The sequence below is a fragment of the Pantoea sp. Nvir genome, assembly GCF_009829915.1.
GTDB lineage: Bacteria > Pseudomonadota > Gammaproteobacteria > Enterobacterales > Enterobacteriaceae > Pantoea.
In genome coordinates this window covers 38,206-64,128 of the sequence record NZ_SZZW01000007.1, presented here as the reverse complement: position 1 = coordinate 64,128, position 25,923 = coordinate 38,206, and the positions used below count along the sequence as shown (strand labels likewise).

Genomic DNA, 25,923 nt, shown 5'->3' with positions numbered 1-25,923 from the left:
TACCTTCAGATATGGACGAAGGTATCGTAATACTTATTAAGTATATCGGCAAGAATCTTCACTAGTTCAATGACGCCAAGCGGTGCTTCATACTGCAATAGCTTCTTTTGATATACTTCTAAATCTTCTAAAAGCCGTTGAAAATAATAACTCCTTTTATCATCTCTGTAAGCTGAAATTACATGGTGTGCAGTATATTGCAGGTGCCGGTGAAATGCTAAAATTTCGGCATTGACTGGTATATCTGAATTACGTAGTCGATAATGGCCGACAATAATAGTCAGAGCAATATGGTATTTATCAATATCGCCGGGAAACAAGTTCAACAGTATAAGGAGATGTTGATAAAGTACTGGAAGATGATTTTGGCGACTATGTGCTTGGTTATTTGTTATAGATGAAATAGCGGTATACATAAAATGGTTGAGTAGCTTACGTCCAGTACGCACTTTCGATTTGTCTCGTACTAATAGGATAACCATCATCGCTACAAAACAACCAATCACTTGTCCTAGCACATTATTAAGAAAGACGTTAAACTCAAATTGCATGGGATTATCCAGTACTAGCACGTTAATGGTGCCAATTAAGGCACCAAGCGTTCCGAGCTGACGGCGCTGCACAAAAATACCGCCCATAAAGCCAAGTAGCCCAATGACGATACAGAGTAGCATTTTGCTTTGCTGAGTATTTGGTAGTACATATATAAAATATAGAGCGCCTAGAGGTACTGCTACAGTCATACCGTAGAGAAAATCTTTCGCCATCATTAACGGATTATGCACGCGCATCGCTAGCGCTGTGATCACCGCCAACATCACCATACAGGCACTGCCGGATGTCCAACCAGTATAAAACCAAAACAAAGAAGCAAGCGTAGTAGAGACGAAAGTACGGAGACCATTGATCATTGCGTAATGTGTTTCGGCGGAGTGTGCCCGCATAACTACTTCTTCTCGCTTAAGAATGCTCTCCTCTATCATGGTAATTCTACTGTTGTTTTTTATCCCTTTTATTAGCAATAGGTACTCTGTCGCCGTGCTAACCCAATTATTGAGTAGCATGGCTATTTCCCCGTTTTTGCTAGCCCTACCCATCCTGCGCATCACCTTTATACGCTTATGCACGTCCGAAACTGTTTTCACATCCTTCTCTACCAGCAAATAATAATAACGCAACGGAATATATTTAGGATATGAATCCTGGATTAAAAATGTTTCTACCGCTTGGGTAAGCATGGTCAGAGATAAGGTGTTCAATATTTGCAAACGGCAGTTTGCTTTTTGCCAACGTGAAGATTCCATCATTAACTGGCTGTACATGGTGCTGAGCCCCATAGTACTACGTATTAGCGTGCTCCAAGCTTTGTACACTTCTTCTTTTTTTTTATCTCCATACGTAATACACAGCCGTAACAGCCGATAGTGTGCTACCAACAGCGAATCAACTTCATCATCAATCATCTCCTTGATGGATCGTGGCAAGAAAATTATATCAGCTAAAATGGCGCAGAGTATGCCAAGCACGATCTCACTGCAACGCTCTACAGCAAACTGCGGTGCCAACATCAAGCCACTACTGCCACTGGCATCGGCAGTCATAACCATAATCATTGCAGTGTAACCTGCTAAGCTTAACGCGTAAGAATTTTCAACCTTGATAAGCGAGGAAAGCCAGACACAAATACCTGTCCAGATACAACAGAGTAGCAACATTATTAGCGGTGCTCGCACCGCAGTAATTATAATAGTTAGGGCGGCAACACAGCCGATAAAGGTACCAGTAATACGCAAAATACTACGATACTTTAGTGCACCTGAATAAGGATCTCCTCCAGCAAAAAAAGCAGTGCCTCCAGCAACAATGCTAGCACTCATCATTGCCCAACGAGGCATTTCAAGATTGAGGTAGAACCCAATCATTAATACTGCTATTAGTGCAAAAGTGAGCTTTAAAGGAAAACGTAAAAACTCAATCATACTATTTCCCACTTAACCAAATTCACGCAGACGCTTCAGGAGTAGCGTCATCGGTGAAACTTGGGTATTATCAACACAGCCATTCTGGGCGGTAATTTCTACGGTTGCGGTGGTGCCTGCCGGAAAGCGATTGCCAAACTGTCGATCTAGATGAATTCGTACGGGCACACGCTGCGCCAGACGTACCCATTCCAGATTGGAATCGACGGTTGCCATACCTTTACTGTCCACTGAGATGCTGCTATTAGTGACACCAGCCGCAACGCTGTCTACGGTACCACATAGCAACATATTACTACCGAGAGGTGTCACTTCCGCGCGATAACCCGGCTTAATACCATTAAGCTTAGTTTCTTCAAGAAAAGCTAGCACGTAGAAGGAACGCTGTTTTACTAACGCTACCACCACTGATCCGCGGGTAATGAATTCTCCCTTATAAACATTGAGATTAGTCACCCAACCATCAGATGGTGCAGTAATAATTGTACGATCTAGATTAATCTTTGCTAGATCACGCGTAGCTATAGATTTCTCCAGTTGGTATTCGCTAGTTTGCAAATCGCTGTTCGATTGGTCTAACGCTTTACACGATATTGCCGAGATGCCTAAATGGTTACGACGTTCTGCCTCCTGACGTTTCTTGCTGACCAGAGTTTGGTAGTACTTAACATCAGCCTGTGCTTGATCTAGTACCTTTTGATAACGTGGCCGATCTACGACAAACAAAGCATCGCCTTCTTTCACCAGTTGATTGTCATGTATTAGTACCTCAGTAATCAAACCTGTTACATCCGGTGAAATAGCCACGACATCTGCAGCAAATTTAGCGTCACGTGTCCACGGTGACTCAGTGTAAAATACCCAAGCTCGAAAGATGATTAGTACAGCAATGCTAACTAGCAGTAGAGTAATCGCGTAATACGCGATTTTTCTTATTAGCGATTTCACTTAAACCTCAGATGAATAGACGAGATATTAGATAAAATATGCAGCAGTATAGCGCCACGTTAAAAAGAGCTGGATGCCATACAAAATCATAAAACCCACTCGGTATCAGTAGGCGTTTTACCACCCAGAATAACATTAATGAAACTATTAGTTGAATGAAAATAGGTGGAAATGAAAGCCCAAACACAACAAAAATTGGAAGAACATTCATTATGAATCCTTAATTTGGCTTTGCTGAGATGATGCTTAATTTGCCCGGACGTACTCTGTATCAGGTTGATGATGCCCAATAAATATTGGAAGGTAATATTCGAATGCATACTGGCTAAATAATAGTGCTTCATTAAGCAGCAACGGCGCTTTCACCTTAAGAGCTTGGAAACATTCTCTCAAAAGAGAATCACTGAGAAATACTTAATACCTGTATAGTAACTCTCATGACTAAATTTTTTAGTAAAAAATGTACACTGAATCAATTAGTAGCTAGAGTACATAATAAAACACTAAGAGGTGTGGTATTTTAACAAAGTGGTTGAATTAGGTTTTTTTGTTGCTACCACACGCGATAGCTTCGTCTTTATCAGTGAACAGTTAGGGAAATAGAAGATAAGATTGAGTTTAAAATTACTTAATCAATCGCAGCTTACTCGGCCTTGTCCTAACTAAAGTAGGAGAGATCAATGCTTTTTTCGCGTTGTAAAAATAAACTACCATTTAATAAAACGTCTAATGCAGGTAAGAAAGATTGACCAAAATACGCAAAGCCTAAGGTGTCCTACACTAGACATTTTTGTTCTTTAGTATACCCCTTACCTAAATAATGGAAATTTCTATTAAGCAGTACCCCCTATAGTGAGTTTATCTAGTCTCAAAGTAGGCTGGCCCACACCGACAGGCACATTCTGTCCTTCTTTACCACAGATGCCAACGCCTTTATCCAAAGATAGATCGTTACCAACCATAGAGATTTGTTGCATCGCCTCAATACCAGAACCTATCAGAGTGGCACCTTTCACCGGCTTAGTCACTTTACCCTTTTCAATGAAATAGGCTTCCGAAGTAGAAAAGACAAACTTACCAGAGGTAATATCTACCTGACCACTGCCGAAATTTGGAGCATAGAGTCCATAATCGACGCTTTCAACAATTTCCTGCGGCATCGACTTACCCGCTAACATATAAGTATTGGTCATACGCGGCATCGGTAGATGCGCATAAGATTCACGCCGGCCGTTGCCCGTCGGCAGTAAGCCCATCAAGCGTGAGTTGAGCTTGTCCTGCATATAACCTTTCAATACGCCACTTTTTATCAAAACATTACATTGGCCTGGTGTGCCTTCATCATCAACTGCAAGTGAACCACGTAATCCTTCTAGCGTGCCATCATCCACCACGGTACACAATTCTGAAGCCACTAGTTGGCCTATTTTACCGCTGAAGACTGAGGTCTTCCGACGATTAAAATCACCTTCTAGGCCATGACCGACCGCTTCATGCAGCAGTACCCCAGGCCAACCTGCACCAAGCACCACCGGTAAGGTACCCGCTGGTGCAGCGACCGCAGAAAGATTGACTAATGCCATACGGACCGCTTCTTTTGCCCAAGCATCAGCGCGTACTTCGCCGTTTTCATCGGCGAAGAAAAACTCATATCCCACGCGAGCACCGCCGCCACAAGTGCCACGCTCGCGTTTGCCTTGATCCTCTACCAGTACACTAATGGAGAAACGTACTAGCGGACGAACATCTGCAGCCAATGTACCGTCAGTAGCTGCAATCAGTACTTGCTCATAGGCGCCACTCAGGCTTGCGTTAACCTCTTGTACGCGTGAATCTGCTCTGCGCGCCACTTTATCTACGCGATGCAGTAGAGAGATTTTGTTTTCATGTGTCATGCTATCGAGCGGATTTACTGGTTGATAGAGCGCACGATGCATCACCTCTGAAAGGGTATGTACCTTACCATTCCCTTGTTTTTTTACAATGCTGCGCGCTGCTTCTGCCGACTGGCGTAACGCATGCAAAGTAATTTGATCGGCGTAGGCGAATCCTGTTTTCTCACCGCTAATAGCGCGTACACCAACGCCCTGATCTATATTCCAAGAACCATCTTTGATAATTTTATCTTCCAGTACCCAGGATTCATGGAAGCTAGACTGGAAATAGAGATCAGCATAATCTAGACAACGTTCTGAGAGTTTCTCTAATACGGAAAATAGGTCCTGCTGATTGATATTGTTAGCAGTTAGTAACTGCTCCCTTACCAGGTTCAAAGTCATGTTTTCTCGCTCATTTTATACTCGGATAAAGTCTTACACTCATCAGGCGACAGAACTTATGAGCCCTATGCGATGATGTAGTTAGATTTCACTAACCTGCTGTAATGCCCTAAAGGTTGCCAATTCATATCTTCTCTTCTTTGCACTACTTGTACAGTATCTACTTTATTTAGAGCTCATCATAACTAGCCTCTAAGGAGATTTTATTCCACAATAGAAAAAATGGATATATCTGACTAAACTATTATCTAACAGAAAGTTATTGTGAGTATGAAGCTGTGTTTCAATCATTGCCATTATTATAAGCATGTTTGTTTTTTTAAACTGCCAAAAAGCAAATAATTTCATATTATTACAATATCGAATTGTTCTTGAATATAGAACGGTTCGATATGTAACTTGACTTGTTTGCCGATGAAAATTTCTACCTCTGCTAGAGCATACAATTCATTATTTTTCAGCGCCTTGCCAACCTCTGGAGAGACATAAATCAAAAAACGATCGCAATCATAGGAATGATGAATTCTCAAGATTTCACGCATAATTTCATAACATACAGTCTCTACGGTTTTTAGCATGCCACGTCCTTTACAAATTGGGCAATGTTCACACAATATGTGCTCAATACTTTCGCGAGTGCGTTTGCGTGTCATCTCCACCAATCCCAATGCCGAAAAGCCGTTGATTCCGGTCTTGGCGCGATCTTTGCTCAGTACCATCTCCAAAGAATGCAGTACGCGACGACGGTGATCATCATTACGCATATCGATAAAATCGATGATAATAATCCCACCAAGATTGCGTAACCGTAGCTGTCTTGCAATCGCCTGCGTTGCTTCAATATTGGTGTTAAAGATAGTTTCATCAAGATTGCGGTACCCGACAAATGCTCCCGTATTAATGTCGATAGTGGTCATTGCTTCCGTTTGATCGATGATCAGATATCCTCCTGATTTTAATGCAACCTTACGATCCAGTGAACGTTGGATCTCATTCTCAATATCGTAGAAGTCAAAAATCGGCTGTTTCCCGGAGTACAGCTCCAGCTTATTGACCATTTCCGGGATATACTCGTGCGTAAACTCCAACAACAGTTCGTAGGTTAATCGAGAATCAACGCGAATACGGTCCAACGCCGCACCTGCGAAATCTCGTAGGATACGTTGTTCCAATGCAAGTTCGCCGTACAGTAAACAACAAGTTTGGTTACGTTTTTTACGCTCGGTAACCTTCATCCAAAGCCGTTTCAAAAATATGGCATCCTGCGCCAGTTCCTTTTCGTCGACGCCTTCCGCCGCGGTACGAATAATGAAACACCCGATATCGTCGCAATAGTCAGCTACTTCCGCTTTCAAGCGCTCACGCTCGCTTTCGCTCTCAATACGTTGAGAAATGCCAATGTGAGAAGCACCAGGTATAAAAACCAAATAACGCGACGGCAGCGTGATATCGGTAGTAAGGCGCGCGCCCTTATTCCCAAGCGGATCTTTCACTACCTGTACCATCAGGTCCTGACCTTGACGTACCAGATCGACGATATCCCGTACAAGAAAGTTTTTTTTCTCATAATCTGTGAAACATTTTGTATGTGGCGTAATATCCGAAGCATGCAAAAAAGCAGCTTTTTCCAGACCGATATCTATAAATGCTGCCTGCATGCCAGGCAATACTCTGCTGACGCGGCCTTTATAGATATTGCCGACTGTACCGCGCTGCGCCGCGCGCTCAATATGTATCTCCTGCAAAATGCCGCCGTTAATATAGGCAACTCGCATCTCGGAAAAAGTAACGTTGACCAGCAATTCAGCCGTCATGTTATCCCCTTTACGGCACGCAGTGACTGAAAATGGCTGAATAACTTACTCTTTTGTTTCAACCAACGGCAATTCGACAACCACGTCATAGCTTCTAGTAATTTTACAGACAAAGATTCCACCTATGCTCTAAATTCTATATGCCCCGGCATTGTTAATGAGCTTACCGATAGCGATATAATCAGCCATATCTATCATGCCTAACAGCAGAAACGTCATATACATCTATACTAAACAGGTGAGCAATCGCTCGTGATCAAAAAGCACATACGCGGTGGACCAGAATTTAAATAACGGAATAACATAATATTCCTTACTGAATGGCGAAATGACGCCTAATCTTTCTCATAAGTAAAAATAGCCAAGGCCAAAGAATCCCATCGATAACGCTGCACCAGAAAATTTCTATACGAAATGAGGCGTTAGTTATTAAAAATTCTACCGATAATATAATTACATGCATTATTAGTGATAGTACCATCACTATTAACGCCTGCTGCCATAACGCCAAGTTGCGGAAAATCTGAAATTTGAAGGTAACTAAATAGGCAATGATGCTTAGCGATAAAGCACGTACCCCAAGAGTAGATCCTGCTATTAGGTCCATCATGGTACCTAATATAAAACCGGTACCAACACTAATTTGGTGCGGCAGTGCTAATACCCAATAGATCAAAACAAGTAGGATCCATGATGGTCGAAAAATCAAAATTTGTTCAGGCCATGGAATAATCTGTAATACGAGGGCAACAAGAAAAGTCAGCCAAATAACCCAACGACCTTGGCTGCGATATCGACTCAAGGATGGCCTTCACGCAAGCACACTTGCGGTGTGATATTTATCAAACGTTCATTAGCTATATGATGCACTTCATGCGGCTTCATCGGCGTATTACGGTTTTTATCCACCTTCCACAGTAGTAAAAGGTAGCGTAAACGCTGTAAATTGGCGGTTGGATGTGCCTGAATTACGGTATAAGCGCGCTGTCTATCCACCTTAACAGAAGATACTACCGCAACTGGATAACCCTCTGGGAAGCGACCACCTAGGCCAGAAGTTACCAGAATATCACCGACGCGAATATCAATATTGCCCAGCACATGCTCCAACTGTAGATCCTCAGTACAGCTATTACCCGACGCTATAACGCGAACATCATTGCGCAGAACCTGAACTGGCAACGCATGTGATACGTCACAAATTAGCAAAACTCGACTAGTCAACTGACTTACTGCTATCACCTGACCGACTACTCCTTTATCACTAATAACCGGCTGACCTTCATAAACGCTGTTAATGCTGCCTTTATCTATCACTACTTGATCGGTATATGGATCGGTTCCGGTGGAGATCACTTGTGTCACCATTTTATATTCATCTTGACGTAACGGTGAACCTAGCAATTCTCGTAGATGGGTATTCTCCTTCTTATATTGCCCCAGCATCAGTAAGTCACTATTTTTCAGAAAAAGCTCATGTTGTAGGGCTTTATTTTCTCGTTCAAGCTGTTGGCGCGATGCCAAAGAACCAGAGATATCATCAAGAAGTCGTAGCGGACTATTGACTAAGAAATAAAAAGGACTAACTGATGTATCTAGATATTTACGAATTTGGGTAAATGATCCCAACCTACTATCTGCAATAATAATCGCTATTGCTACTAACACAGCTAAAAACAAGCGCAACTGCAGGGACTGTCCCCTGTTGAAAATCGGCTTCATATATTCTACATTTTCCTCTGCAACAGGTAAGGAAATCCCTCTACAGTTGTATTTCCATGGGATGGACACTCTTGAGCCACCACTTGCAGTGAAAGTTTCCTAAACTACTCCCTACATAAGTCTACTTATGTAACAGTTAATTACAGCCAATTATTCTTCACTAAATAAATCACCGCCGTGCATGTCAATCATTTCCAATGCTTTACCACCACCACGTGCTACGCAGGTTAGCGGATCTTCTGCGACAACCACTGGAATGCCAGTTTCTTCCATGAGCAGACGTTCCAAATTGCGCACCAGTGCTCCACCGCCGGTCAGTACCATACCTCGTTCAGAAATATCGGATGCCAGTTCTGGTGGACATTGCTCTAGTGCCACCATCACTGCACTGACAATACCAGTCAGCGTCTCCTGTAACGCCTCAAGAATTTCATTAGAATTCAACGTAAAACCGCGCGGCACGCCTTCTGCCAAATTACGACCGCGCACCTCTATTTCACGCACTTCGTCCCCCGGATAGGCTGAACCGATCTCATGCTTGATACGCTCAGCGGTAGCTTCACCAATCAGCGAACCATAGTTACGTCGAACATAGTTAATAATAGCTTCATCAAAGCGGTCACCTCCGATCCGAACAGAGGAAGAATAAACTACGCCATTCAGTGAAATCACTGCCACTTCTGTAGTACCTCCGCCGATATCCACGACCATTGAGCCCGTCGCTTCTGAAACTGGCAGGCCTGCACCAATTGCTGCAGCCATCGGCTCTTCAATCAGAAAGACTTCACGTGCGCCTGCACCTTGCGCAGATTCACGAATTGCGCGCCGCTCTACTTGGGTCGCACCGACTGGCACACATACCAGCACGCGCGGGCTAGGACGCATAAAACTGTTACTGTGTACTTGTTTAATAAAGTATTGTAACATTTTTTCTGTGACGAAAAAGTCTGCAATGACACCATCTTTCATCGGACGAATTGCTGCAATATTACCTGGTGTACGACCAAGCATCTGTTTTGCATCATGACCAACGGCCGCTACACTCTTTGGAGAACCAGCACGGTCCTGTCGTATAGCAACAACAGAAGGTTCGTTCAGCACGATGCCTTGTCCTTTTACATAAATCAGGGTATTCGCGGTACCTAGGTCAATGGACAAGTCATTGGAAAACATGCCACGAAATTTTTTAAACATAATATCAAGGATAATCCTACAAACTGGAGAGCGGAAAATAAAATGCGCCTACTTTATCAACCATACAAAGTTGCTACAAGGCGCAAAAAAAATCTATTTTGGTGAAAAATAGACTAATTTGGATTTTTATGTGGTCATTAACGAGAAACTAATCAATGCGTAACGGCGATATTATTTAGTTTTGATTGTTGATTTAGTGTATTTTACTACGACTTTTCTATACAAAATTTAATGTTTTTACCACCAGTTTATAGTGATTTCGTCCCTGCGATTCACCTTTAACCCTTTTGCTAAAAAAGGAATTACTTCGCTCACCTAAATTTCTCAGAATTTATAATTTGACTTAATATGCATCCTTAATATGCATCTCTGATCCTGCTATATTGAGAACATAGTTCTAGATTGATTCACATGCTTCCCTATCAAACTCTGAACAAAGGAAGTGACTTCGTAAATTTATGGATGTTGAGCACGACACCAAGAAAGAGATTGATTGATTGAATCAAAAATTGATGCAATAATTAACCAACATATATGTTACTTAACATGATTTATTTCATCTGATCAAGTTATAAGAGAACCAAATGTCCGTAGCGTATGGGACAAAGGTCCTAATAGGACAAGATTATAAACTCGCTTAAGGACATTTAAATAAAAATCTTCTTTTTTTGCTCGATTCGCTCGATTTACAAAATAAACTCTTGGATATTACTGACATTAAAGTAAGTTAGAATAACTGATTAAAGGCCGCACTAGACCTTAACCACCTTCTTATTTACGTAAGGTTACCTGATTTTATAGAAATGAGTTAGGATAATGGAGCACTAAACTAGTATAGAAAATCGGGTACTTTACAGGCAAAATAAAACTAAAACCAACGCTATTGTTAGGTACAGTTTTACTAAAATTATACTGGTTCTTATCCAGCCTATACCTCTGTATCTGACTCTCTACATTTGCTAATACTACTGTATTTAACATCTACAAGCTGGGCTACAACATGTACTTGCTATGTGGCTAGCTAGGCGACAGGCAGCTATATCTCAAACTAGTTATCTTAACTTAAGTAATTTTGCTGACACTGGCAGCTATTATCCGCTCACTTACTATCTCTAAGTTGAGAAAATGCTTTCGACCTAATTCGGATTTATGCCCTACCGTTGTAGGGGTAGGATTAAAAAAGTTCCATCACTTTCTATCTCATTAAATTATATGTTTACAGAAATTTTTAGTAGGACAATATGTGTTAGAAAACACCTAATCTATTTTGTAGAAAAAACCGATATCTGCTGGTATCTATCTTGTTCTAAAATTGATATAAGTCCTGGTCTTATTGTACTTTACGATGGATGACAAACGGAATGTAGAAAGTTATTTTTCTTGATCCCTCAATAACTACGGTAGGATGTCAACACAATGGTACATAAATTTCACGTTATGCTTTTAAATGGTCCTAACCTCAATTTGCTAGGAATACGTGAGCCGATAAAGTATGGTCACACTACTTTACAGAAGATCGTTTGTGATCTGACCATACTAGCAAAAAAGCTAGATGTGAAACTAAGTCATTTGCAATCTAATGTAGAACATAAGCTTATTGATCAAGTGCATGAGGCCAGAGGCAGTGTAGATTACATCATCATCAATCCTGCTGCATTTACTCACACCAGCATAGCATTACGCGATGCTTTTTTGGCAGTAAGTATTCCTTTCATTGAAGTACATCTTTCTAACGTTTATGCTCGTGAACCTTTCCGTCATTACTCTTATTTTTCTGATATTTCTGCTGGCGTGATTTACGGCTTGGGTGCTGACGGCTATGCATGGGCCTTACAAACGGCAGTAAAACGTCTTTCTCACTCTAATTAAACAGAGTAAGGAACCACACTCATGGATATGCGTAAAATTAAAAAACTTATTAAATTAGTTGAAGAATCTAGCATTGCTGAGTTAGAAATTTCTGAAGGAGAAGAGTCCGTTCGTATCAGTCGTGCACTCGCTAATGTAGGTTGTTCAGTCACGCAGCAGGCTTTTTCAGCACCGGAGGTAGAAGTTACTAAAACTGCTGAAGATGTCAGCGGCCATATTGTGCGTTCGCCTATGGTCGGCACCTTCTATCGTACTCCAGGCCCGGCTGCTAAATCTTTTGTTGAAATAGGACAGAAAGTTAATGCAGGCGACACACTTTGCATTGTTGAAGCGATGAAAATGATGAATCAGATCGAAGCCGATCAATCTGGTGTCGTGAAAGCTATTCTGGTAGAAAACGGCCAGTCCGTTGAATTTGACGAGCCGCTGATCATCATTGAATAGCGAGGCGAACAACTATGCTGGATAAAATTGTCATTGCTAACCGTGGGGAGATTGCTTTACGTATTCTCCGTGCTTGCAAAGAACTGGGTATTAAGACTGTAGCAGTGCACTCTACCGTAGACCGTGATCTAAAACACGTGCTTCTGGCAGATGAAACTGTTTGCATTGGCCCAGCCCAGTCAGTAAAAAGTTACCTAAATATCCCAGCGCTGATCTCTGCAGCTGAGATTACTGCTGCAGTCGCTATCCACCCTGGCTACGGTTTTCTATCTGAAAATGCTGATTTCGCTGAACAAGTTGAGCGTTCCGGTTTTATTTTTATCGGTCCGAGAGCAGAGACTATTCGCCTGATGGGTGACAAAGTCTCCGCTATTACTGCTATGAAAAAAGCAGGCGTACCGACCGTACCCGGCACTGATGGTTCACTAGGCTACGACATGGAGTATAACCATACTATCGCTAAGAGAATCGGTTATCCAGTTATCATCAAAGCTTCCGGAGGAGGGGGAGGTCGCGGAATGCGCGTTGTACGCAATGCCAAAGCTCTCGAGCAATCCATTAACATGACAAAAGCGGAAGCTAAAGCGGCCTTCAACAACGATGTAGTTTACATGGAGAAATATCTCGAGAATCCACGTCACATCGAGATTCAGATTCTGGCAGACGGTCAAGGTAAGGCTATCTATTTAGCTGAACGTGATTGCTCAATGCAACGCCGTCACCAGAAAGTTGTCGAGGAGGCGCCGGCCCTGGGGATTACTCCTGAACTACGTCGTTACATCGGAGAATGCTGTGCCAATGCCTGTATCAAAATTGGCTACCGTGGCGCAGGTACTTTTGAGTTTCTATACGAAAACGGAGAGTTCTACTTCATAGAGATGAATACCCGTATTCAAGTTGAACATCCAGTTACTGAGATGATAACCGGTGTAGATCTACTCAAGGAACAACTTCGTATAGCTGCAGGTCAGCCTCTTGCTATCAAGGAGGAAGACATGGTGATCCGCGGCCATGCGATTGAATGTCGTATAAATGCCGAAGATCCGCATACCTTCCTGCCAAGCTCAGGCAAAATTACGCGTTTTCACGCGCCGGGTGGCTTTGGCGTACGTTGGGAATCTCACATCTATGCTGGCTACAGCGTACCGCCATACTACGATTCTATGATTGGTAAACTTATTTGCTACGGCGAAAACCGCGAGGTAGCCATCGCGCGCATGCAGAATGCGCTGGCGGAACTAATCATCGATGGCATTAAGACCAACGTTGATCTACAGATCAGGATCATGTCAGATAAACATTTTCAACAGGGCAGTACCAATATCCATTATCTAGAGAAAAAACTTGGACTATATAATAAGTAAGAGTACCATGAATAACAGTGGGATTTTTATGACCGTAGATTCTCTACCATCATGCTATATATCGAATATAGTGGTAGTGTTTTTAACAAAACGACAAGGATACATCATCGTCTTACGGACGGCGGCACTCGCGTATTATTTATGAGTATTTCACATCAGCCACTTATAATTCTTAATCAAATCATCTATGTGGTCCAGTATTACTAATAAGCAGAATAGATGTAAGGTAACGGGTGTTATCGAAGTATTAGTTCATAACCCAAAAGACTGACTGGGTCAGTAGCAAATTCTGATTGTTTATCATGCATAGAGGCGATACTGGCTGTTTACTCCTTGTAAACAGCTGAGTGCGATCTTTAATATGGCTACCATGCACATTAATATGCCTTCTGAGTTTAGAGTATCATATATCAGTGTAAGAAGCTGTCAGTAAAATTTACTATAAGATGAAATCAAGCGTTGCTGCAATATCCAAACTTCGTACAATCTATTATCCATCACCACAATGGATGTCCTATTTCCCTATAAGGGTTACATTAGCTTTTATTTTTATATGGAAAACTGTAATTGCTTCAAAATTATTCATTAGGTTGAATGCTATAGCATTCAACCCTTGATGATATAACGATACATAAACGAACTTATCCTTATTCGTTTAACAAGAAGGTCACAAGAAAGCTGAATAAATCACTATCGACAATCAAGCAAAATGTCACTATTTCTATTATTGAAAATACGATATAACTGACCGGTATACAGCAGTGGCTGTATACCGGTCTTGGGCTGGATTAGAAAAGAAGAGGGATAACACGTGGTAAAGGCTATGTAGCTCATGGTGGAGGATAGCTCTCCTAAAAAATTCGCATCATCTAAATACTAGGGTCTGTTTTTTGTGACATTGTCTCTAGGATAGAGGTGAAGTATATTCTTGTTTCGCATCCTTCTAATAGCAAGTGGAGCGTACATTAAACGTCATTGAAAGATGCCAGTGACATAAAAAGTAGGTGGTGTTGGAAGCTTAACACGAAAAATCTTGCTTAAACGAAATAAGGATCTAAAAGAACTATGTCCCAGCAAAGCGTGATAGTTCACTAATTATTTATGCCGTTAACTCACAAGATCAGATTACACAAGAACCTGTGCCTACTTCTATTAAGTAGGCACTAAATAACTATTTAGCTCAACTAAATAGTCAGGACGTTCCTGATCTCTATGAACTAGTAGTGGGTGCAATAAAGAATCTACTACTAAACATGATAAGGAATATACTTGTAGTAACCCAAACCCCCGTGCTGAATAGTTAATGGGTGTCAACTGTGGTATTCTGAGTAAGAAATGAAAAAATATGGTATGAATTAAATTTTTGTGCATACGGTAAATCATATCAATCGCACAGAGCTGTCGTTATCATTTGTACAGTATATTAACTAACTAAAAATAAAGAAAAATAACAAAAAGGATTCACAGCATCATATTTAAAGTATGACTTTCATACTTACAGTATGACTGCGAATATCGATCCACTCTAGCTAATGTAAAACGTAACTCTTATCTACTTTTAATAATCTTAACCTAAGGAGCAACGCTTGACTATCTAGTGATACTGAGCAAGATATAATCTTGATAAGATTATAGAGATATCGGGATGATACCAATCTACTGTAGATAGATATATTAATTTCTGTGCAACCACGGTAATGCTCTGGAGTATACCTACTTAGTTTTTCCGCAAAAAATATTACCTATCATTTTGGTCTCAATTTATGCAACATTAAATCGCTAGTGATTCACAAAAAGTAAACCCATTTATTATTTTAATAAATAAGCAATTAATTTTGTTATCCACAACTAGATACAATTTTAATAAAAGATCTGATACAGAATAAGGCACTTTTTTATAAAAAAGGTGAGGATTATAATGATTTTTATTTTCCACAAGATCTTCTTAGAATCTACTCCCCCAAAGCGATGATTCCTGCTCGTTTAGCAAAGAGGTACTACTTCATGTTCTATCCAGATCCTTTCGACGTGATCGTAGTCGGCGGTGGTCATGCTGGCACCGAAGCTGCGATGGCTTCAGCTCGAATAGGTAAAAAAACTCTTTTAATAACCCATAGTATTGATACACTCGGGCAAATGTCATGTAATCCAGCGATTGGTGGTATTGGAAAAGGACATCTGGTAAAGGAAGTGGACGCATTAGGAGGACTGATGGCCACTGCAATCGATAAAGCGGGCATTCAGTTTAGAATGCTAAACAGCAGTAAAGGTCCTGCAGTACGTGCTACCCGTGCACAAGTGGATCGCGCACTATATCGTCTTACAATACGGAATGCACTAGAAAATCAGCCTAATCTAATGATATTTCAGCAGATGGTTGACAATATTCTTGTTAAGAACGATTGTGTTATCGGTATTGTGACCCAAATGGGGCTGAAATTCCGTAGTCAAGCTGTTGTACTAACGGTCGGAACCTTTCTCGATGGTAAGATTCATATCGGGCTGGATAGCTACAGTGGAGGTCGCGCTGGTGATCCTCCTTCAGTTCCACTGTCTAAATGCCTGCGTATGCTCCCTTTACGTGTAAGCCGTCTGAAAACAGGTACACCGCCACGTATTGATTCTCGTACTATAGATTTTTCAGTGCTTAAACCGCAGTATGGAGATAACCCAAGTCCAGTCTTCTCTTTTATGGGCAATGTATCTCAGCATCCTCAGCAGGTTCCCTGTTGGATTACTCATACTAATGAGCAAACTCATACCGTGATCCGCAATAACCTTGATCGCAGCCCGATGTATGTAGGGATTATAGAAGGAATCGGCCCACGCTACTGTCCAGCAATCGAAGAAAAGGTGATGCGTTTTTCCGATCGTAATGCGCATCAAATCTTTCTCGAACCAGAAGGTCTAACTAGTAACGAAATTTACCCCAATGGCATTTCTACCAGCCTGCCGTTCGACGTGCAAATGCAGATTGTCTGCTCAATAAAAGGGCTAAAGAACGCAAAAATTGTGCGTCCAGGCTATGCCATTGAGTACGACTTTTTTGATCCGCGTGATCTGAAACCAACTTTGGAGAGCAAATATGTTCATGGTCTCTTTCTTGCGGGACAGATTAATGGTACTACCGGCTATGAGGAAGCAGCTGCTCAAGGTCTGTTAGCCGGTCTTAATGCTGCACGCCAGTCCGCTGGCGAAGCAGGCTGGGTGCCGCGTCGCCATCAAGCCTATCTTGGAGTAATGGTAGACGACCTCTGCACGCTCGGCACTAAAGAACCATACCGTATGTTTACCTCACGCGCGGAGTATCGTTTGACGCTACGTGAAGACAATGCAGATATACGTTTAACTGAAATAGGTCGCGAGCTGGGTATGGTTGATGATGCCCGCTGGTTACGTTTTAATCAAAAATTAGAGGCAATTGAAAGGGAGCATCAGCGTCTGCGCAATCTTTGGATCCATCCGAAATCGGAAAACATTGCAATAGTGAATTCACAGCTCAAATCTGTTATAAGCAAAGAAACGAATGGGGAAGATCTGCTTCGCCGTCCAGAACTTACTTACGCTCTCCTTACTGCGCTACCTGGTTTTGGCCCAGTGATGGCTGATACACAGGCAGCTGAGCAGGTTGAGATTCATATTAAATATGAAGGCTATATAGCTCGACAACAAGATGCAATTAATAGACAGAAGAGTAATGAAAATATTTCACTGCCGGCTGACCTAGATTATCGTCATGTTAGTGGTCTATCGAATGAGGTAATTGCTAAACTTAATGATTACAAGCCGTCTTCTATCGGGCAAGCGTCACGTATCTCTGGCATCACACCAGCAGCAATTTCGATTTTATTAATTTACCTAAAAAAATACTACGCAAAATCTTTTAACTTAAAATAGGGTGCGATCCTGTTCATTTCCGATGACTTGATTTATCTATGATAACAGAACTAAATTTGCTGCTCAAATTAGCTAATATTTCGCTTAACTCTCAAAAAAAAGAGCAGTTGATAGCCTATGTTAACTTGATAGATAAGTGGAATAATACCTACAACTTAACGTCAGTACGTGATCCACAGCAAATACTGATACGTCATATTCTTGATAGTATCGTAATAGCTCCTTACCTTAAGGGCGAACGTTTTATTGATGTCGGTACCGGAGCGGGCCTTCCTGGCATACCTCTTTCAATTATGCTGTCTCAATCACATTTCACCCTACTTGATAGCTTGGGTAAGCGTGTGCGCTTTCTACGTCAGGTACAATACGAGCTAGGGTTGCATAACATTCATTCTGTGCAAAGTAGAATAGAGGAATTTACTTCTGAAATTAAGTTTGATGGTGTTATTAGCCGCGCTTTATCCTCTTTACAAAATATGGTAAAATGGTGTTATCACCTACCCTCAGTGCAGGGGTATTTTTATGCTCTAAAAGGTGCCCGTCCAGATCATGAGATTGCCAGCTTACCAGTTGGTGTTCGTCTTGTTTCTATTGAAGAATTACATGTCCCAAAACTAAAAAGTAAACGTCATCTGATAGTGCTTACACGCGATAATAGCCGTGTTTAACTGTAAACATTAGTATATATACTGATTAAAATAAGTATTTGGTTCCATATTAGGCTTCGATTTTGGTCATGAAGATCTCTAAGCAATATGAGTAATACTCGTAGAAATTATCTAAAAAACTCTATTTTATTTAACGCTTAATTTACATTTTTCTTCATTAAAGATTATACTTAATAGCCAACAACGAGAGTAGATAATAAATAATGCCGGACAACATGTCGAAGTTAACAAGCTTAAATTCGTATTTTCCCCCTCACTCTGTTCTATCAATCCACAATTTTGCAGATTTAGAATAAAGCAATGCAGATTAAGCATAAATCAAATGTATTGTCATTTGATTTATGCTTTTTTTTATCATTTGTTTTAAATCTCACAACAAAGTGAGAAGTGCACAATATGAGGAGGGTAAATAGTAAATTTCATTTGTTCAGTTTAGTTAGATTACTAGTAATCTTTAGAAGGACAGTTCATGAGAAATGAATGAACCAATTATTCACTTTTTCGCTACTTACGGATTGAAATCGTAGGTGTGATCCGTATAATTTAAGTAGCTTTTGTTGTGTACCCTAACTGAATGAGAAGGTGTAGGCCAAACATATGGCATACTCATTATGATGAGATTATTCGAAGCTAATCTAAATTATTATTTAGAAAGTAAAGTTCGCCTAGGTTAATGCTAAGATATTTATTTAATTATTAATATAGTCATGAGTGTAACACTTTACACTGCAAAGATGTTCATTGGAGCTTCATGCTATGCGCTTAAATATGGATCATGGCTTATTTGACGATAAGCGTTTTTTATGTTTTTAGCTTAGCGCTTGTAGGGAGGACCAGTCTGTCCCGTTTTCTATAAGAGTGCAGGTTTTGGCGCAACCAGTTATAAATAATATAATAAAGGGTAAAAGATATTATGGCTGCAGGAGAAATCCAGACTCCACAAGAGTATATTGGTCACCATTTAACGCATCTTCAGATGGATCTCCGTACGTTCGAGCTAGTCAATGCTCACAACGCTCCTGCAACATTTTGGGTATTAAATGTCGATTCCATGTTTTTCTCTCTGTTGCTAGGATTGATCTTTTTAGTTTTGTTCCATAAAGTGGCAAAAAGCATTACCAGCGGTGTACCAAGGAAAATGCAGGCTGCTATAGAACTAGTCGTCGATTTTATTGACAGCAATGTACGTGATATGTACCACGGTAAAAATAAACTTATTGCTCCTTTGGCGTTAACGATTTTCGTCTGGGTATTTCTAATGAATTTTATGGATTTGCTGCCTATCGACTTGTTACCATATATAGGTGAGCACTGGCTGGGCCTATTGTCACTACGTGTTGTACCATCCGCTGACGTGAATATTACACTTTCTATGGCATTGGGCGTATTTATTTTAATTCTGTTTTATAGCATAAAAATGAAAGGTTTAGGAGGTCTTACGAGAGAGCTAACATTACAACCCTTTAATCACCCGATTTTCATCCCCATCAACCTTATCCTTGAAGGTGTTAGCTTGCTATCGAAACCAGTGTCTCTCGGTCTGCGACTATTCGGCAACATGTATGCGGGTGAACTGATTTTTATCCTTATTGCCGGTCTGTTACCGTGGTGGTCACAGTGGGTGCTGAATGTGCCGTGGGCTATTTTTCACATCCTCATCATCTCGTTACAGGCTTTCATTTTTATGGTCCTAACGATTGTTTATCTTTCGATAGCATCTAAAGACCATTAATTATTTTTAATACTCAGTATTTAACTAAAACAAAATGGAGACTGTCATGGAAAACCTGAATATGGATCTGTTGTACATGGCTGCCGCTGTGATGATGGGTCTGGCGGCAATCGGTGCTGCGGTCGGTATCGGTATCCTTGGAGGTAAATTCTTAGAAGGTGCTGCACGTCAGCCCGATTTGATCCCTCTGCTACGTACGCAGTTCTTTGTTGTAATGGGTCTAGTAGATGCAATTCCGATGATCGCTGTTGGTCTAGGTCTCTATGTTATGTTTGCCGTTGCCTAAATCCTGAGTCTCTTTGTGCATTATATAGAGGGAGTTGTTGCTATGTAATGGGCAATTATTCTGCCATTTTCCGCTGAAAAGTCAGATGAATTAATTAGAGGCATTGTGCTGTGAACATTAACGCAACAATTTTCGGTCAGGCTATCGCATTCCTTCTTTTCGTTACATTCTGCATGAGGTACGTGTGGCCACCGATCATAGGTGCAATTGAAAAACGCCAAAAAGAAGTTGCTGAAGGGCTTGCCTCTGCTGAGCGTGCGAAGAAAGAGTTAGATTTCGCACAGGCTCAAGCGACCGATCAGATGAAAAAAGTTAAAGAAGAGGCTCAAATTATTATTGAGCAGGCACACAAGCGTCGTACTCAGATTCTTGATGAAGCAAAAACTGAAGCCCAGAAGGAACGTAACCGCATCATAGCGCAGGCGCAGGAAGAAATAGATGCCGAGCGTAGACGTGCCCAAGAAGAGCTACGTAAGCAAGTTGCGTTATTAGCAATAGCTGGAGCTGAAAAGATCATCGAACATTCCATAATAATAGATGAGGCTACTAATAGTGACATTATCAATAAAATAGTTGCTGAATTATCAAGAGGAGGGGCGAATGTTTGAACTAATGACTGCAGCTCGCCCCTATGCCAAAGCAGTTTTTGACTTTGCTATCGAGCAGAAAAGAATTAAACCCTGGCAAGATATGCTGACGTTTTCTGATAGTGTAGCACGTAACGAACAAATGGCGAGTCTGATCTCCGTCATCAAGGTACCACACGTATTATCGTCTTTATTTATTGCTGTTTGCGGGGATCAATTAGATAAATATGGTCAAAATCTAATCAAGGTAATGGCTGAAAACGGACGGTTAGCAACGCTTCCAGCTGTATTAAAACATTTTATTCAATTGCGTAACGCTTATGAGGCGATCATGGAAGTTGAGGTGATTTCTGCTAGTGTCCTGAACGTCAGCCAGCTGAGTAAAATTAATTCCGCTATGGAAAAACGTCTATCACGCAAAGTGAAGATAAATTATAAAGTTGATAAATCTGTGATGGCAGGAATGATTATCTATGCGGGTGATATAGTGATTGATGGCAGCGTACGCAGCCGCCTTGAGCGTCTGGCAGACGTCTTGCAGTCTTAAGGAGGCTAAAGCAAGCATATGCAATTGAATTCCACTGAAATCAGCGAACTGATCAAGAAGCGCATTGCCCAGTTTAATGTCGTAAGCGAAGTTTACAATCAAGGTACTATTGTCTCTGTAAGTGATGGTGTTATTCGTGTACAAGGCCTAGCTGATGTGATGCAGGGCGAGATGATTGCCCTGCCGGATAATCGTTATGCTATCGCCCTTAACCTTGAACGTGATTCCGTCGGTGCTGTAGTTATGGGGCCGTATACTGATCTCTCCGAAGGAATGCAGGTTAAGTGCACTGGCCGTATTCTAGAAGTGCCAGTTGGTCGTGGGATGCTGGGAAGAGTAGTAAATACCTTGGGTACTCCAATCGATGGTAAAGGCTCGATCAACAATGATGGCTTTTCACCGGTTGAAATTATTGCGCCAGGCGTTATTGAGCGTCAGTCAGTTGACGAACCAGTTCAGACCGGTTATAAATCTATCGATGCTATGATTCCAATCGGTCGTGGTCAGCGCGAGTTGATCATAGGTGATCGTCAGACTGGTAAAACTGCACTGGCGGTTGACGCTATCATCAACCAGCGTGACTCTGGTATTAAGTGTATTTACGTTGCAATTGGTCAGAAGGTCTCTACTATTGCTAATATCGTACGTAAATTAGAGGAGCACTGCTCTCTCTCGAATACTATCGTAGTAGTCGCATCTGCATCTGAATCTGCTGCCCTGCAGTACCTAGCACCTTACTCTGGATGTGCTATGGGGGAGTATTTCCGTGACCGTGGTGAAGATGCATTAATTGTTTACGACGATCTATCCAAACAGGCTATCGCTTATCGTCAGATTTCTCTGCTTCTCCGCCGTCCTCCTGGCCGTGAAGCATTTCCCGGGGATGTGTTCTATCTCCACTCCCGTCTGCTAGAAAGAGCGTCACGCGTAAGCGCTGACTACGTTGAGCGTTTTACCAATGGTAAAATAAAAGGTAAAACTGGTTCATTAACTGCGCTGCCGATTATTGAAACCCAGGCGGGAGACGTTTCTGCATTTGTTCCTACTAATGTTATCTCTATTACCGATGGTCAAATTTTTCTAGAGTCAAATCTGTTTAACTCCGGTATTCGTCCAGCGGTGAACCCCGGTATTTCTGTATCACGTGTTGGTGGTGCTGCACAAACTAGTATCATCAAGAAACTATCTGGTAGCATCCGTACTGCGTTGGCGCAGTATCGTGAATTAGTAGCATTTTCGCAATTCGCTTCCGATTTAGATGAAGCAACTCGTAAACAGCTGCACTACGGTCGGAAAGTAACTGAACTCTTAAAGCAAAAACAGTATTCCCCAATGTCCATTGCACATCAGGGAATAGTGTTATTTGCTGCCGAACATGGCTACTTGAACAGCATCGAATCAGAGAAAATTCTTAATTTTGAATCAGCGTTGTTAGCATTTGCAGATCGCGATTACGATCAGCTAATACAGGAAATTAACCAAACTGGTAACTACAACAACGAAATTGAAGCACAATTGAAAAATCTACTTGATACGTTTAAAACAACCCAGGCTTGGTAATTACGGATAACTTGCCTCAAAAGGCAGGCAAAAGCTTCGAGGAGAGGAGAGTGGTAGGAGCAAAAGAGATACGTAACAAGATTGAAAGCGTAAAAAATACACAGAAGATTACTAAAGCAATGGAGATGGTTGCAGTCTCCAAGATGCGTAAAACGCAGGAAAGAATGGAGGCTAGCCGTCCATATGCAGATATTATGCTTAAAGTGATTGGTCACCTTGTGTTAGGTAATCTGGAATATAAACATCCTTACTTGGAAGAACGTGAAATTAAGCGTATTGGATATTTGATTGTTTCAACTGACCGAGGGCTTTGCGGTGGCTTGAATATTAACTTGTTTAAAAAGTTGCTAGCAGATATGAAAATTTGGTCGGATAAAGCTGTAAAGAGCGATTTAGCTATTATCGGTTCCAAAGGTCTAGCTTTCTTCGGTTCCGTAGGAGGGAATATTTTAGCTCAAGTAACTGGTATAGGAGACAAACCTTCATTATCCGAATTAATCGGTTTAGTGAAAGTGATGTTACAGGCTTATGATGAAGGTAGAATCAATAAATTCTATCTCGTTAGCAATAAATTCAACAATACTCTGTCTCAGATTCCAACCATTACCCAATTACTACCGTTACCGATAGTAGATGGAAAAGAAACAAAGGCAAAAACTTGGGATTACTTGTACGAGCCAGATCCAAAAGTATTGCTGGATACCCTGATCCGTCGTTATGTAGAATCACAGGTTTATCAGGGTGTAGTGGAAAATTTAGCCAGTGAACAAGCTGCACGTATGGTAGCAATGAAATCGGCGACGGATAATAGTGGGAATCTGATCAAGGAACTGTATTTAGTATACAATAAAGCACGTCAGGCTAGTATCACCCAGGAACTTACCGAGATTGTTTCAGGAGCCTCCGCAGTTTAATTAAGTAATATGTTTGTATAGCAGTTGTGCCCCCAACAGAATTGTTCCTGTATAAATTAAGGGGAAATTGTAATTAGATAACGCTGCTGCAGCATCTGTTGAGGTGGCTAAACGAATTTAGTTAGAGGTTTTTAAGATGGCAGCTGGAAAGATTGTCCAGATTATTGGCGCTGTAGTTGATGTTGAATTCCCTCAGAATGCGGTACCGCAAGTGTATAATGCTCTTGAAGTTAAGAATGGTGTTAATCGTCTAGTTTTAGAAGTGCAGCAGCAGCTGGGCGGCAGTGTGGTACGTACTATTGCCATGGGGTCTTCTGATGGCTTAAAGCGTGGTCAGGAAGTTGCTGACCTTAAAAAACCGATCCAAGTTCCGGTGGGTAAAGCTACTCTCGGTCGTATCATGAATGTGCTGGGCGAGCCGATTGATATGAAAGGTGAACTGAAAAATGAAGACGGTAGCGTGGTAGAAATCTCTTCTATTCATCGTGCGGCACCTACTTATGAAGATCAGTCTCATTCACAGGAGCTCTTGGAAACAGGTATTAAGGTTATCGATCTGATGTGTCCATTTGCTAAGGGCGGTAAGGTGGGCTTGTTTGGAGGGGCAGGCGTTGGTAAAACTGTAAATATGATGGAGCTAATTCGTAACATCGCAGCTGAACACTCAGGTTACTCGGTGTTTACAGGCGTAGGCGAACGTACTCGTGAAGGTAACGACTTCTACCACGAAATGACTGCTTCTAACGTAATTGATAAAGTCGCGCTGGTATACGGTCAGATGAATGAACCTCCTGGTAATCGGTTACGTGTGGCACTAACCGGGCTGACCATGGCAGAAAAATTTCGTGATGAGGGTCGTGATGTTTTGCTGTTCATTGACAATATCTATCGTTACACATTGGCTGGTACGGAAGTGTCCGCGCTGCTTGGTCGTATTCCGTCAGCAGTAGGATATCAGCCAACTTTGGCAGAAGAAATGGGTGTTTTCCAGGAACGTATTACCTCCACTAAAAAAGGTTCAATTACTTCCATACAGGCTGTTTATGTTCCTGCGGATGATTTAACTGATCCATCTCCGGCGACTACTTTTGTTCATTTAGACTCAACAGTTACCTTAAGTCGGCAAATTGCTTCTCTAGGTATCTACCCGGCCGTTGACCCACTCGATTCTACAAGCCGTCAGCTAGATCCGCTAGTTGTTGGCGAGGAACACTACGACGTTGCACGTGGTGTGCAATCTTTGTTGCAGCGTTACCAGGAACTAAAAGATATTATTGCTATCTTGGGTATGGACGAGTTGTCTGAAGATGACAAACTGTTGGTATCCCGCGCACGTAAGATTCAGCGTTTCCTCTCACAACCATTTTTCGTTGCAGAAATTTTTACTGGTTATCCGGGTAAATATGTTACTCTAAAATCTACTATTCGTGGTTTTAAAGGTATTATGGATGGTGAGTTCGACCATCTTCCAGAACAGGCCTTCTATATGGTTGGAACGATTGAAGAAGCAGTTGAAAAAGCAGGAAAACTGTGATAACTGTTTTTTTCAAGGAGGAGGGTTATGCCTTATTATTTAGACGTTGTTAGTGCAGAAGAACAGTTGTTTTCAGGCTTGGTGCAAAAAATTCAGGTATCGGGGAGCGAAGGGGAACTTGGAATTTTCCCAGGTCACGCTCCGCTGCTTACTACCATTAAACCTGGCACAATCCGTATCGTGAAAGAATATGGTGAAGAGGAGTATATCTACCTTTCTGGAGGTGTGCTGGAAGTGCAACCAGATAATACTACTGTATTAGCAGATACGGCCATTCGAGGTACTGATCTTGACGAAGAGCGTGTGCTAGAAGCAAAACATAAAGCAGAAAAACATATGAATAGTAGTCACGGTGATGTGGACTACGCACAGGCTGCTGCAGAGTTAGCGAAAGCTATTGCTAAATTACGTGTGATAGAGTTAACTAAAAAAGCTATGTAACTAGGAACTCAAACACATAAAAAAGCCAGCCTAATAGGCTGGCTTTTTTATGTGTTCTTTTAACACCAAAGTATGTTTAATTTTAGTTTAAGAAAAATATAATAATCTTAGAGTTAAATCCTTTAACTTTCGTGTTTGAAAAAT

At 41.4% G+C, this 25,923-nt stretch carries 20 protein-coding genes and 1 pseudogene; 13 read left to right on the top strand and 8 right to left on the bottom strand.

What is annotated here, in order from left to right; genetic code table 11:
- Positions 1–5 precede the first annotated feature (5 nt).
- The 8 genes and pseudogenes from aaeB to mreB all read right to left on the bottom strand — a co-directional run bounded on the left by aaeB (position 6) and on the right by mreB (position 9,936).
- Entirely contained in the window at positions 6–1,979 is a 1,974-nt protein-coding gene (gene aaeB, locus FD729_RS04945) for a p-hydroxybenzoic acid efflux pump subunit AaeB (protein ID WP_159932185.1), read from the bottom strand.
- 12 nt (positions 1,980–1,991) lie between these two features.
- Positions 1,992–2,927, bottom strand: coding sequence for a p-hydroxybenzoic acid efflux pump subunit AaeA (gene aaeA / locus FD729_RS04940; protein ID WP_159932183.1), 936 nt, complete (start codon positions 2,925–2,927; stop codon positions 1,992–1,994).
- Between the two features lie 7 nt (positions 2,928–2,934).
- A complete protein-coding gene (gene aaeX, locus FD729_RS04935) occupies positions 2,935–3,138 on the bottom strand; it encodes a p-hydroxybenzoic acid efflux pump operon protein AaeX (RefSeq protein ID WP_159932181.1) in 204 nt (67 codons plus the stop codon).
- A 622-nt stretch (positions 3,139–3,760) separates the two neighbouring features.
- Entirely contained in the window at positions 3,761–5,206 is a 1,446-nt protein-coding gene (tldD, locus tag FD729_RS04930; RefSeq protein ID WP_159932179.1) for a metalloprotease TldD, read from the bottom strand.
- A 344-nt stretch (positions 5,207–5,550) separates the two neighbouring features.
- A complete protein-coding gene (gene rng / locus FD729_RS04925; RefSeq protein ID WP_159932177.1) occupies positions 5,551–7,020 on the bottom strand; it encodes a ribonuclease G in 1,470 nt (489 codons plus the stop codon).
- 313 nt (positions 7,021–7,333) lie between these two features.
- Positions 7,334–7,822, bottom strand: coding sequence for a rod shape-determining protein MreD (gene mreD, locus FD729_RS04920; protein WP_159932175.1), 489 nt, complete (start codon positions 7,820–7,822; stop codon positions 7,334–7,336).
- Between the two features lie 20 nt (positions 7,823–7,842).
- Positions 7,843–8,742: pseudogene (gene mreC / locus FD729_RS04915) on the bottom strand (rod shape-determining protein MreC); the annotation flags it as partial.
- Between the two features lie 150 nt (positions 8,743–8,892).
- On the bottom strand, positions 8,893–9,936 hold the full coding sequence (gene mreB / locus FD729_RS04910) for a rod shape-determining protein MreB (RefSeq protein WP_159932171.1): 1,044 nt from the start codon (positions 9,934–9,936) through the stop codon (positions 8,893–8,895).
- A 1,416-nt stretch (positions 9,937–11,352) separates the two neighbouring features.
- Between mreB and aroQ the strand changes: the two genes are divergently transcribed.
- From aroQ to FD729_RS04845, 13 genes are all read left to right on the top strand, one after another.
- Positions 11,353–11,805 carry a type II 3-dehydroquinate dehydratase gene (gene aroQ, locus FD729_RS04905; RefSeq protein ID WP_159932169.1) on the top strand — a complete coding sequence of 151 codons (453 nt, stop codon included), beginning with the start codon at positions 11,353–11,355 and terminating at the stop codon, positions 11,803–11,805.
- Between the two features lie 21 nt (positions 11,806–11,826).
- The gene (accB, locus tag FD729_RS04900; protein ID WP_159932168.1) at positions 11,827–12,249 is read left to right on the top strand and encodes an acetyl-CoA carboxylase biotin carboxyl carrier protein; all 423 of its coding nucleotides are present in this window, start codon (positions 11,827–11,829) and stop codon (positions 12,247–12,249) included.
- 14 nt (positions 12,250–12,263) lie between these two features.
- Positions 12,264–13,613, top strand: coding sequence for an acetyl-CoA carboxylase biotin carboxylase subunit (gene accC, locus FD729_RS04895; RefSeq protein WP_159932167.1), 1,350 nt, complete (start codon positions 12,264–12,266; stop codon positions 13,611–13,613).
- A 2,004-nt stretch (positions 13,614–15,617) separates the two neighbouring features.
- The gene (gene mnmG, locus FD729_RS04890; RefSeq protein WP_159932166.1) at positions 15,618–17,510 is read left to right on the top strand and encodes a tRNA uridine-5-carboxymethylaminomethyl(34) synthesis enzyme MnmG; all 1,893 of its coding nucleotides are present in this window, start codon (positions 15,618–15,620) and stop codon (positions 17,508–17,510) included.
- A 38-nt stretch (positions 17,511–17,548) separates the two neighbouring features.
- Positions 17,549–18,178 (top strand): 16S rRNA (guanine(527)-N(7))-methyltransferase RsmG, encoded by a 630-nt coding sequence (gene rsmG / locus FD729_RS04885; RefSeq protein WP_159932165.1) that lies wholly within the window; start codon positions 17,549–17,551, stop codon positions 18,176–18,178.
- A 913-nt stretch (positions 18,179–19,091) separates the two neighbouring features.
- Positions 19,092–19,910 carry a F0F1 ATP synthase subunit A gene (atpB, locus tag FD729_RS04880; protein ID WP_159932164.1) on the top strand — a complete coding sequence of 273 codons (819 nt, stop codon included), beginning with the start codon at positions 19,092–19,094 and terminating at the stop codon, positions 19,908–19,910.
- Positions 19,911–19,956: 46 nt separating this feature from the next.
- A complete protein-coding gene (atpE, locus tag FD729_RS04875) occupies positions 19,957–20,196 on the top strand; it encodes a F0F1 ATP synthase subunit C (RefSeq protein WP_159932163.1) in 240 nt (79 codons plus the stop codon).
- Between the two features lie 110 nt (positions 20,197–20,306).
- Positions 20,307–20,804: a F0F1 ATP synthase subunit B gene (atpF, locus tag FD729_RS04870; protein ID WP_159932162.1), complete on the top strand. Its 498-nt coding sequence runs from the start codon at positions 20,307–20,309 to the stop codon at positions 20,802–20,804.
- On the top strand, positions 20,797–21,330 hold the full coding sequence (gene atpH, locus FD729_RS04865; protein WP_159932161.1) for a F0F1 ATP synthase subunit delta: 534 nt from the start codon (positions 20,797–20,799) through the stop codon (positions 21,328–21,330). The genes atpF and atpH overlap by 8 nt, the downstream gene beginning before the upstream one ends.
- 18 nt (positions 21,331–21,348) lie before the next feature.
- Positions 21,349–22,890 carry a F0F1 ATP synthase subunit alpha gene (gene atpA, locus FD729_RS04860; RefSeq protein WP_159932160.1) on the top strand — a complete coding sequence of 514 codons (1,542 nt, stop codon included), beginning with the start codon at positions 21,349–21,351 and terminating at the stop codon, positions 22,888–22,890.
- Positions 22,891–22,940: 50 nt separating this feature from the next.
- Positions 22,941–23,804, top strand: coding sequence for a F0F1 ATP synthase subunit gamma (gene atpG / locus FD729_RS04855; RefSeq protein WP_159932159.1), 864 nt, complete (start codon positions 22,941–22,943; stop codon positions 23,802–23,804).
- A 136-nt stretch (positions 23,805–23,940) separates the two neighbouring features.
- Positions 23,941–25,338, top strand: coding sequence for a F0F1 ATP synthase subunit beta (atpD, locus tag FD729_RS04850; RefSeq protein WP_159932158.1), 1,398 nt, complete (start codon positions 23,941–23,943; stop codon positions 25,336–25,338).
- Positions 25,339–25,365: 27 nt separating this feature from the next.
- On the top strand, positions 25,366–25,779 hold the full coding sequence (locus FD729_RS04845; RefSeq protein ID WP_159932157.1) for a F0F1 ATP synthase subunit epsilon: 414 nt from the start codon (positions 25,366–25,368) through the stop codon (positions 25,777–25,779).
- Positions 25,780–25,923 lie beyond the last annotated feature (144 nt).

Excerpts from the sequence above, each read along its gene's own strand:
- aaeB (WP_159932185.1), bottom strand. The coding sequence starts at position 1,979 with ATGATTGAGTTTTTACGTTTTCCTTTAAAGCTCACTTTTGCACTAATA.
- aaeX (WP_159932181.1), bottom strand. The coding sequence starts at position 3,138 with ATGAATGTTCTTCCAATTTTTGTTGTGTTTGGGCTTTCATTTCCACCT.
- tldD (WP_159932179.1), bottom strand. The coding sequence starts at position 5,206 with ATGACTTTGAACCTGGTAAGGGAGCAGTTACTAACTGCTAACAATATC.
- rng (WP_159932177.1), bottom strand. The coding sequence starts at position 7,020 with ATGACGGCTGAATTGCTGGTCAACGTTACTTTTTCCGAGATGCGAGTT.
- mreB (WP_159932171.1), bottom strand. The coding sequence starts at position 9,936 with ATGTTTAAAAAATTTCGTGGCATGTTTTCCAATGACTTGTCCATTGAC.
- aroQ (WP_159932169.1), top strand. The coding sequence starts at position 11,353 with ATGGTACATAAATTTCACGTTATGCTTTTAAATGGTCCTAACCTCAAT.
- accB (WP_159932168.1), top strand. The coding sequence starts at position 11,827 with ATGGATATGCGTAAAATTAAAAAACTTATTAAATTAGTTGAAGAATCT.
- accC (WP_159932167.1), top strand. The coding sequence starts at position 12,264 with ATGCTGGATAAAATTGTCATTGCTAACCGTGGGGAGATTGCTTTACGT.
- mnmG (WP_159932166.1), top strand. The coding sequence starts at position 15,618 with ATGTTCTATCCAGATCCTTTCGACGTGATCGTAGTCGGCGGTGGTCAT.
- rsmG (WP_159932165.1), top strand. The coding sequence starts at position 17,549 with ATGATAACAGAACTAAATTTGCTGCTCAAATTAGCTAATATTTCGCTT.
- atpB (WP_159932164.1), top strand. The coding sequence starts at position 19,092 with ATGGCTGCAGGAGAAATCCAGACTCCACAAGAGTATATTGGTCACCAT.
- atpE (WP_159932163.1), top strand. The coding sequence starts at position 19,957 with ATGGAAAACCTGAATATGGATCTGTTGTACATGGCTGCCGCTGTGATG.
- atpH (WP_159932161.1), top strand. The coding sequence starts at position 20,797 with ATGTTTGAACTAATGACTGCAGCTCGCCCCTATGCCAAAGCAGTTTTT.
- atpA (WP_159932160.1), top strand. The coding sequence starts at position 21,349 with ATGCAATTGAATTCCACTGAAATCAGCGAACTGATCAAGAAGCGCATT.
- atpD (WP_159932158.1), top strand. The coding sequence starts at position 23,941 with ATGGCAGCTGGAAAGATTGTCCAGATTATTGGCGCTGTAGTTGATGTT.
- FD729_RS04845 (WP_159932157.1), top strand. The coding sequence starts at position 25,366 with ATGCCTTATTATTTAGACGTTGTTAGTGCAGAAGAACAGTTGTTTTCA.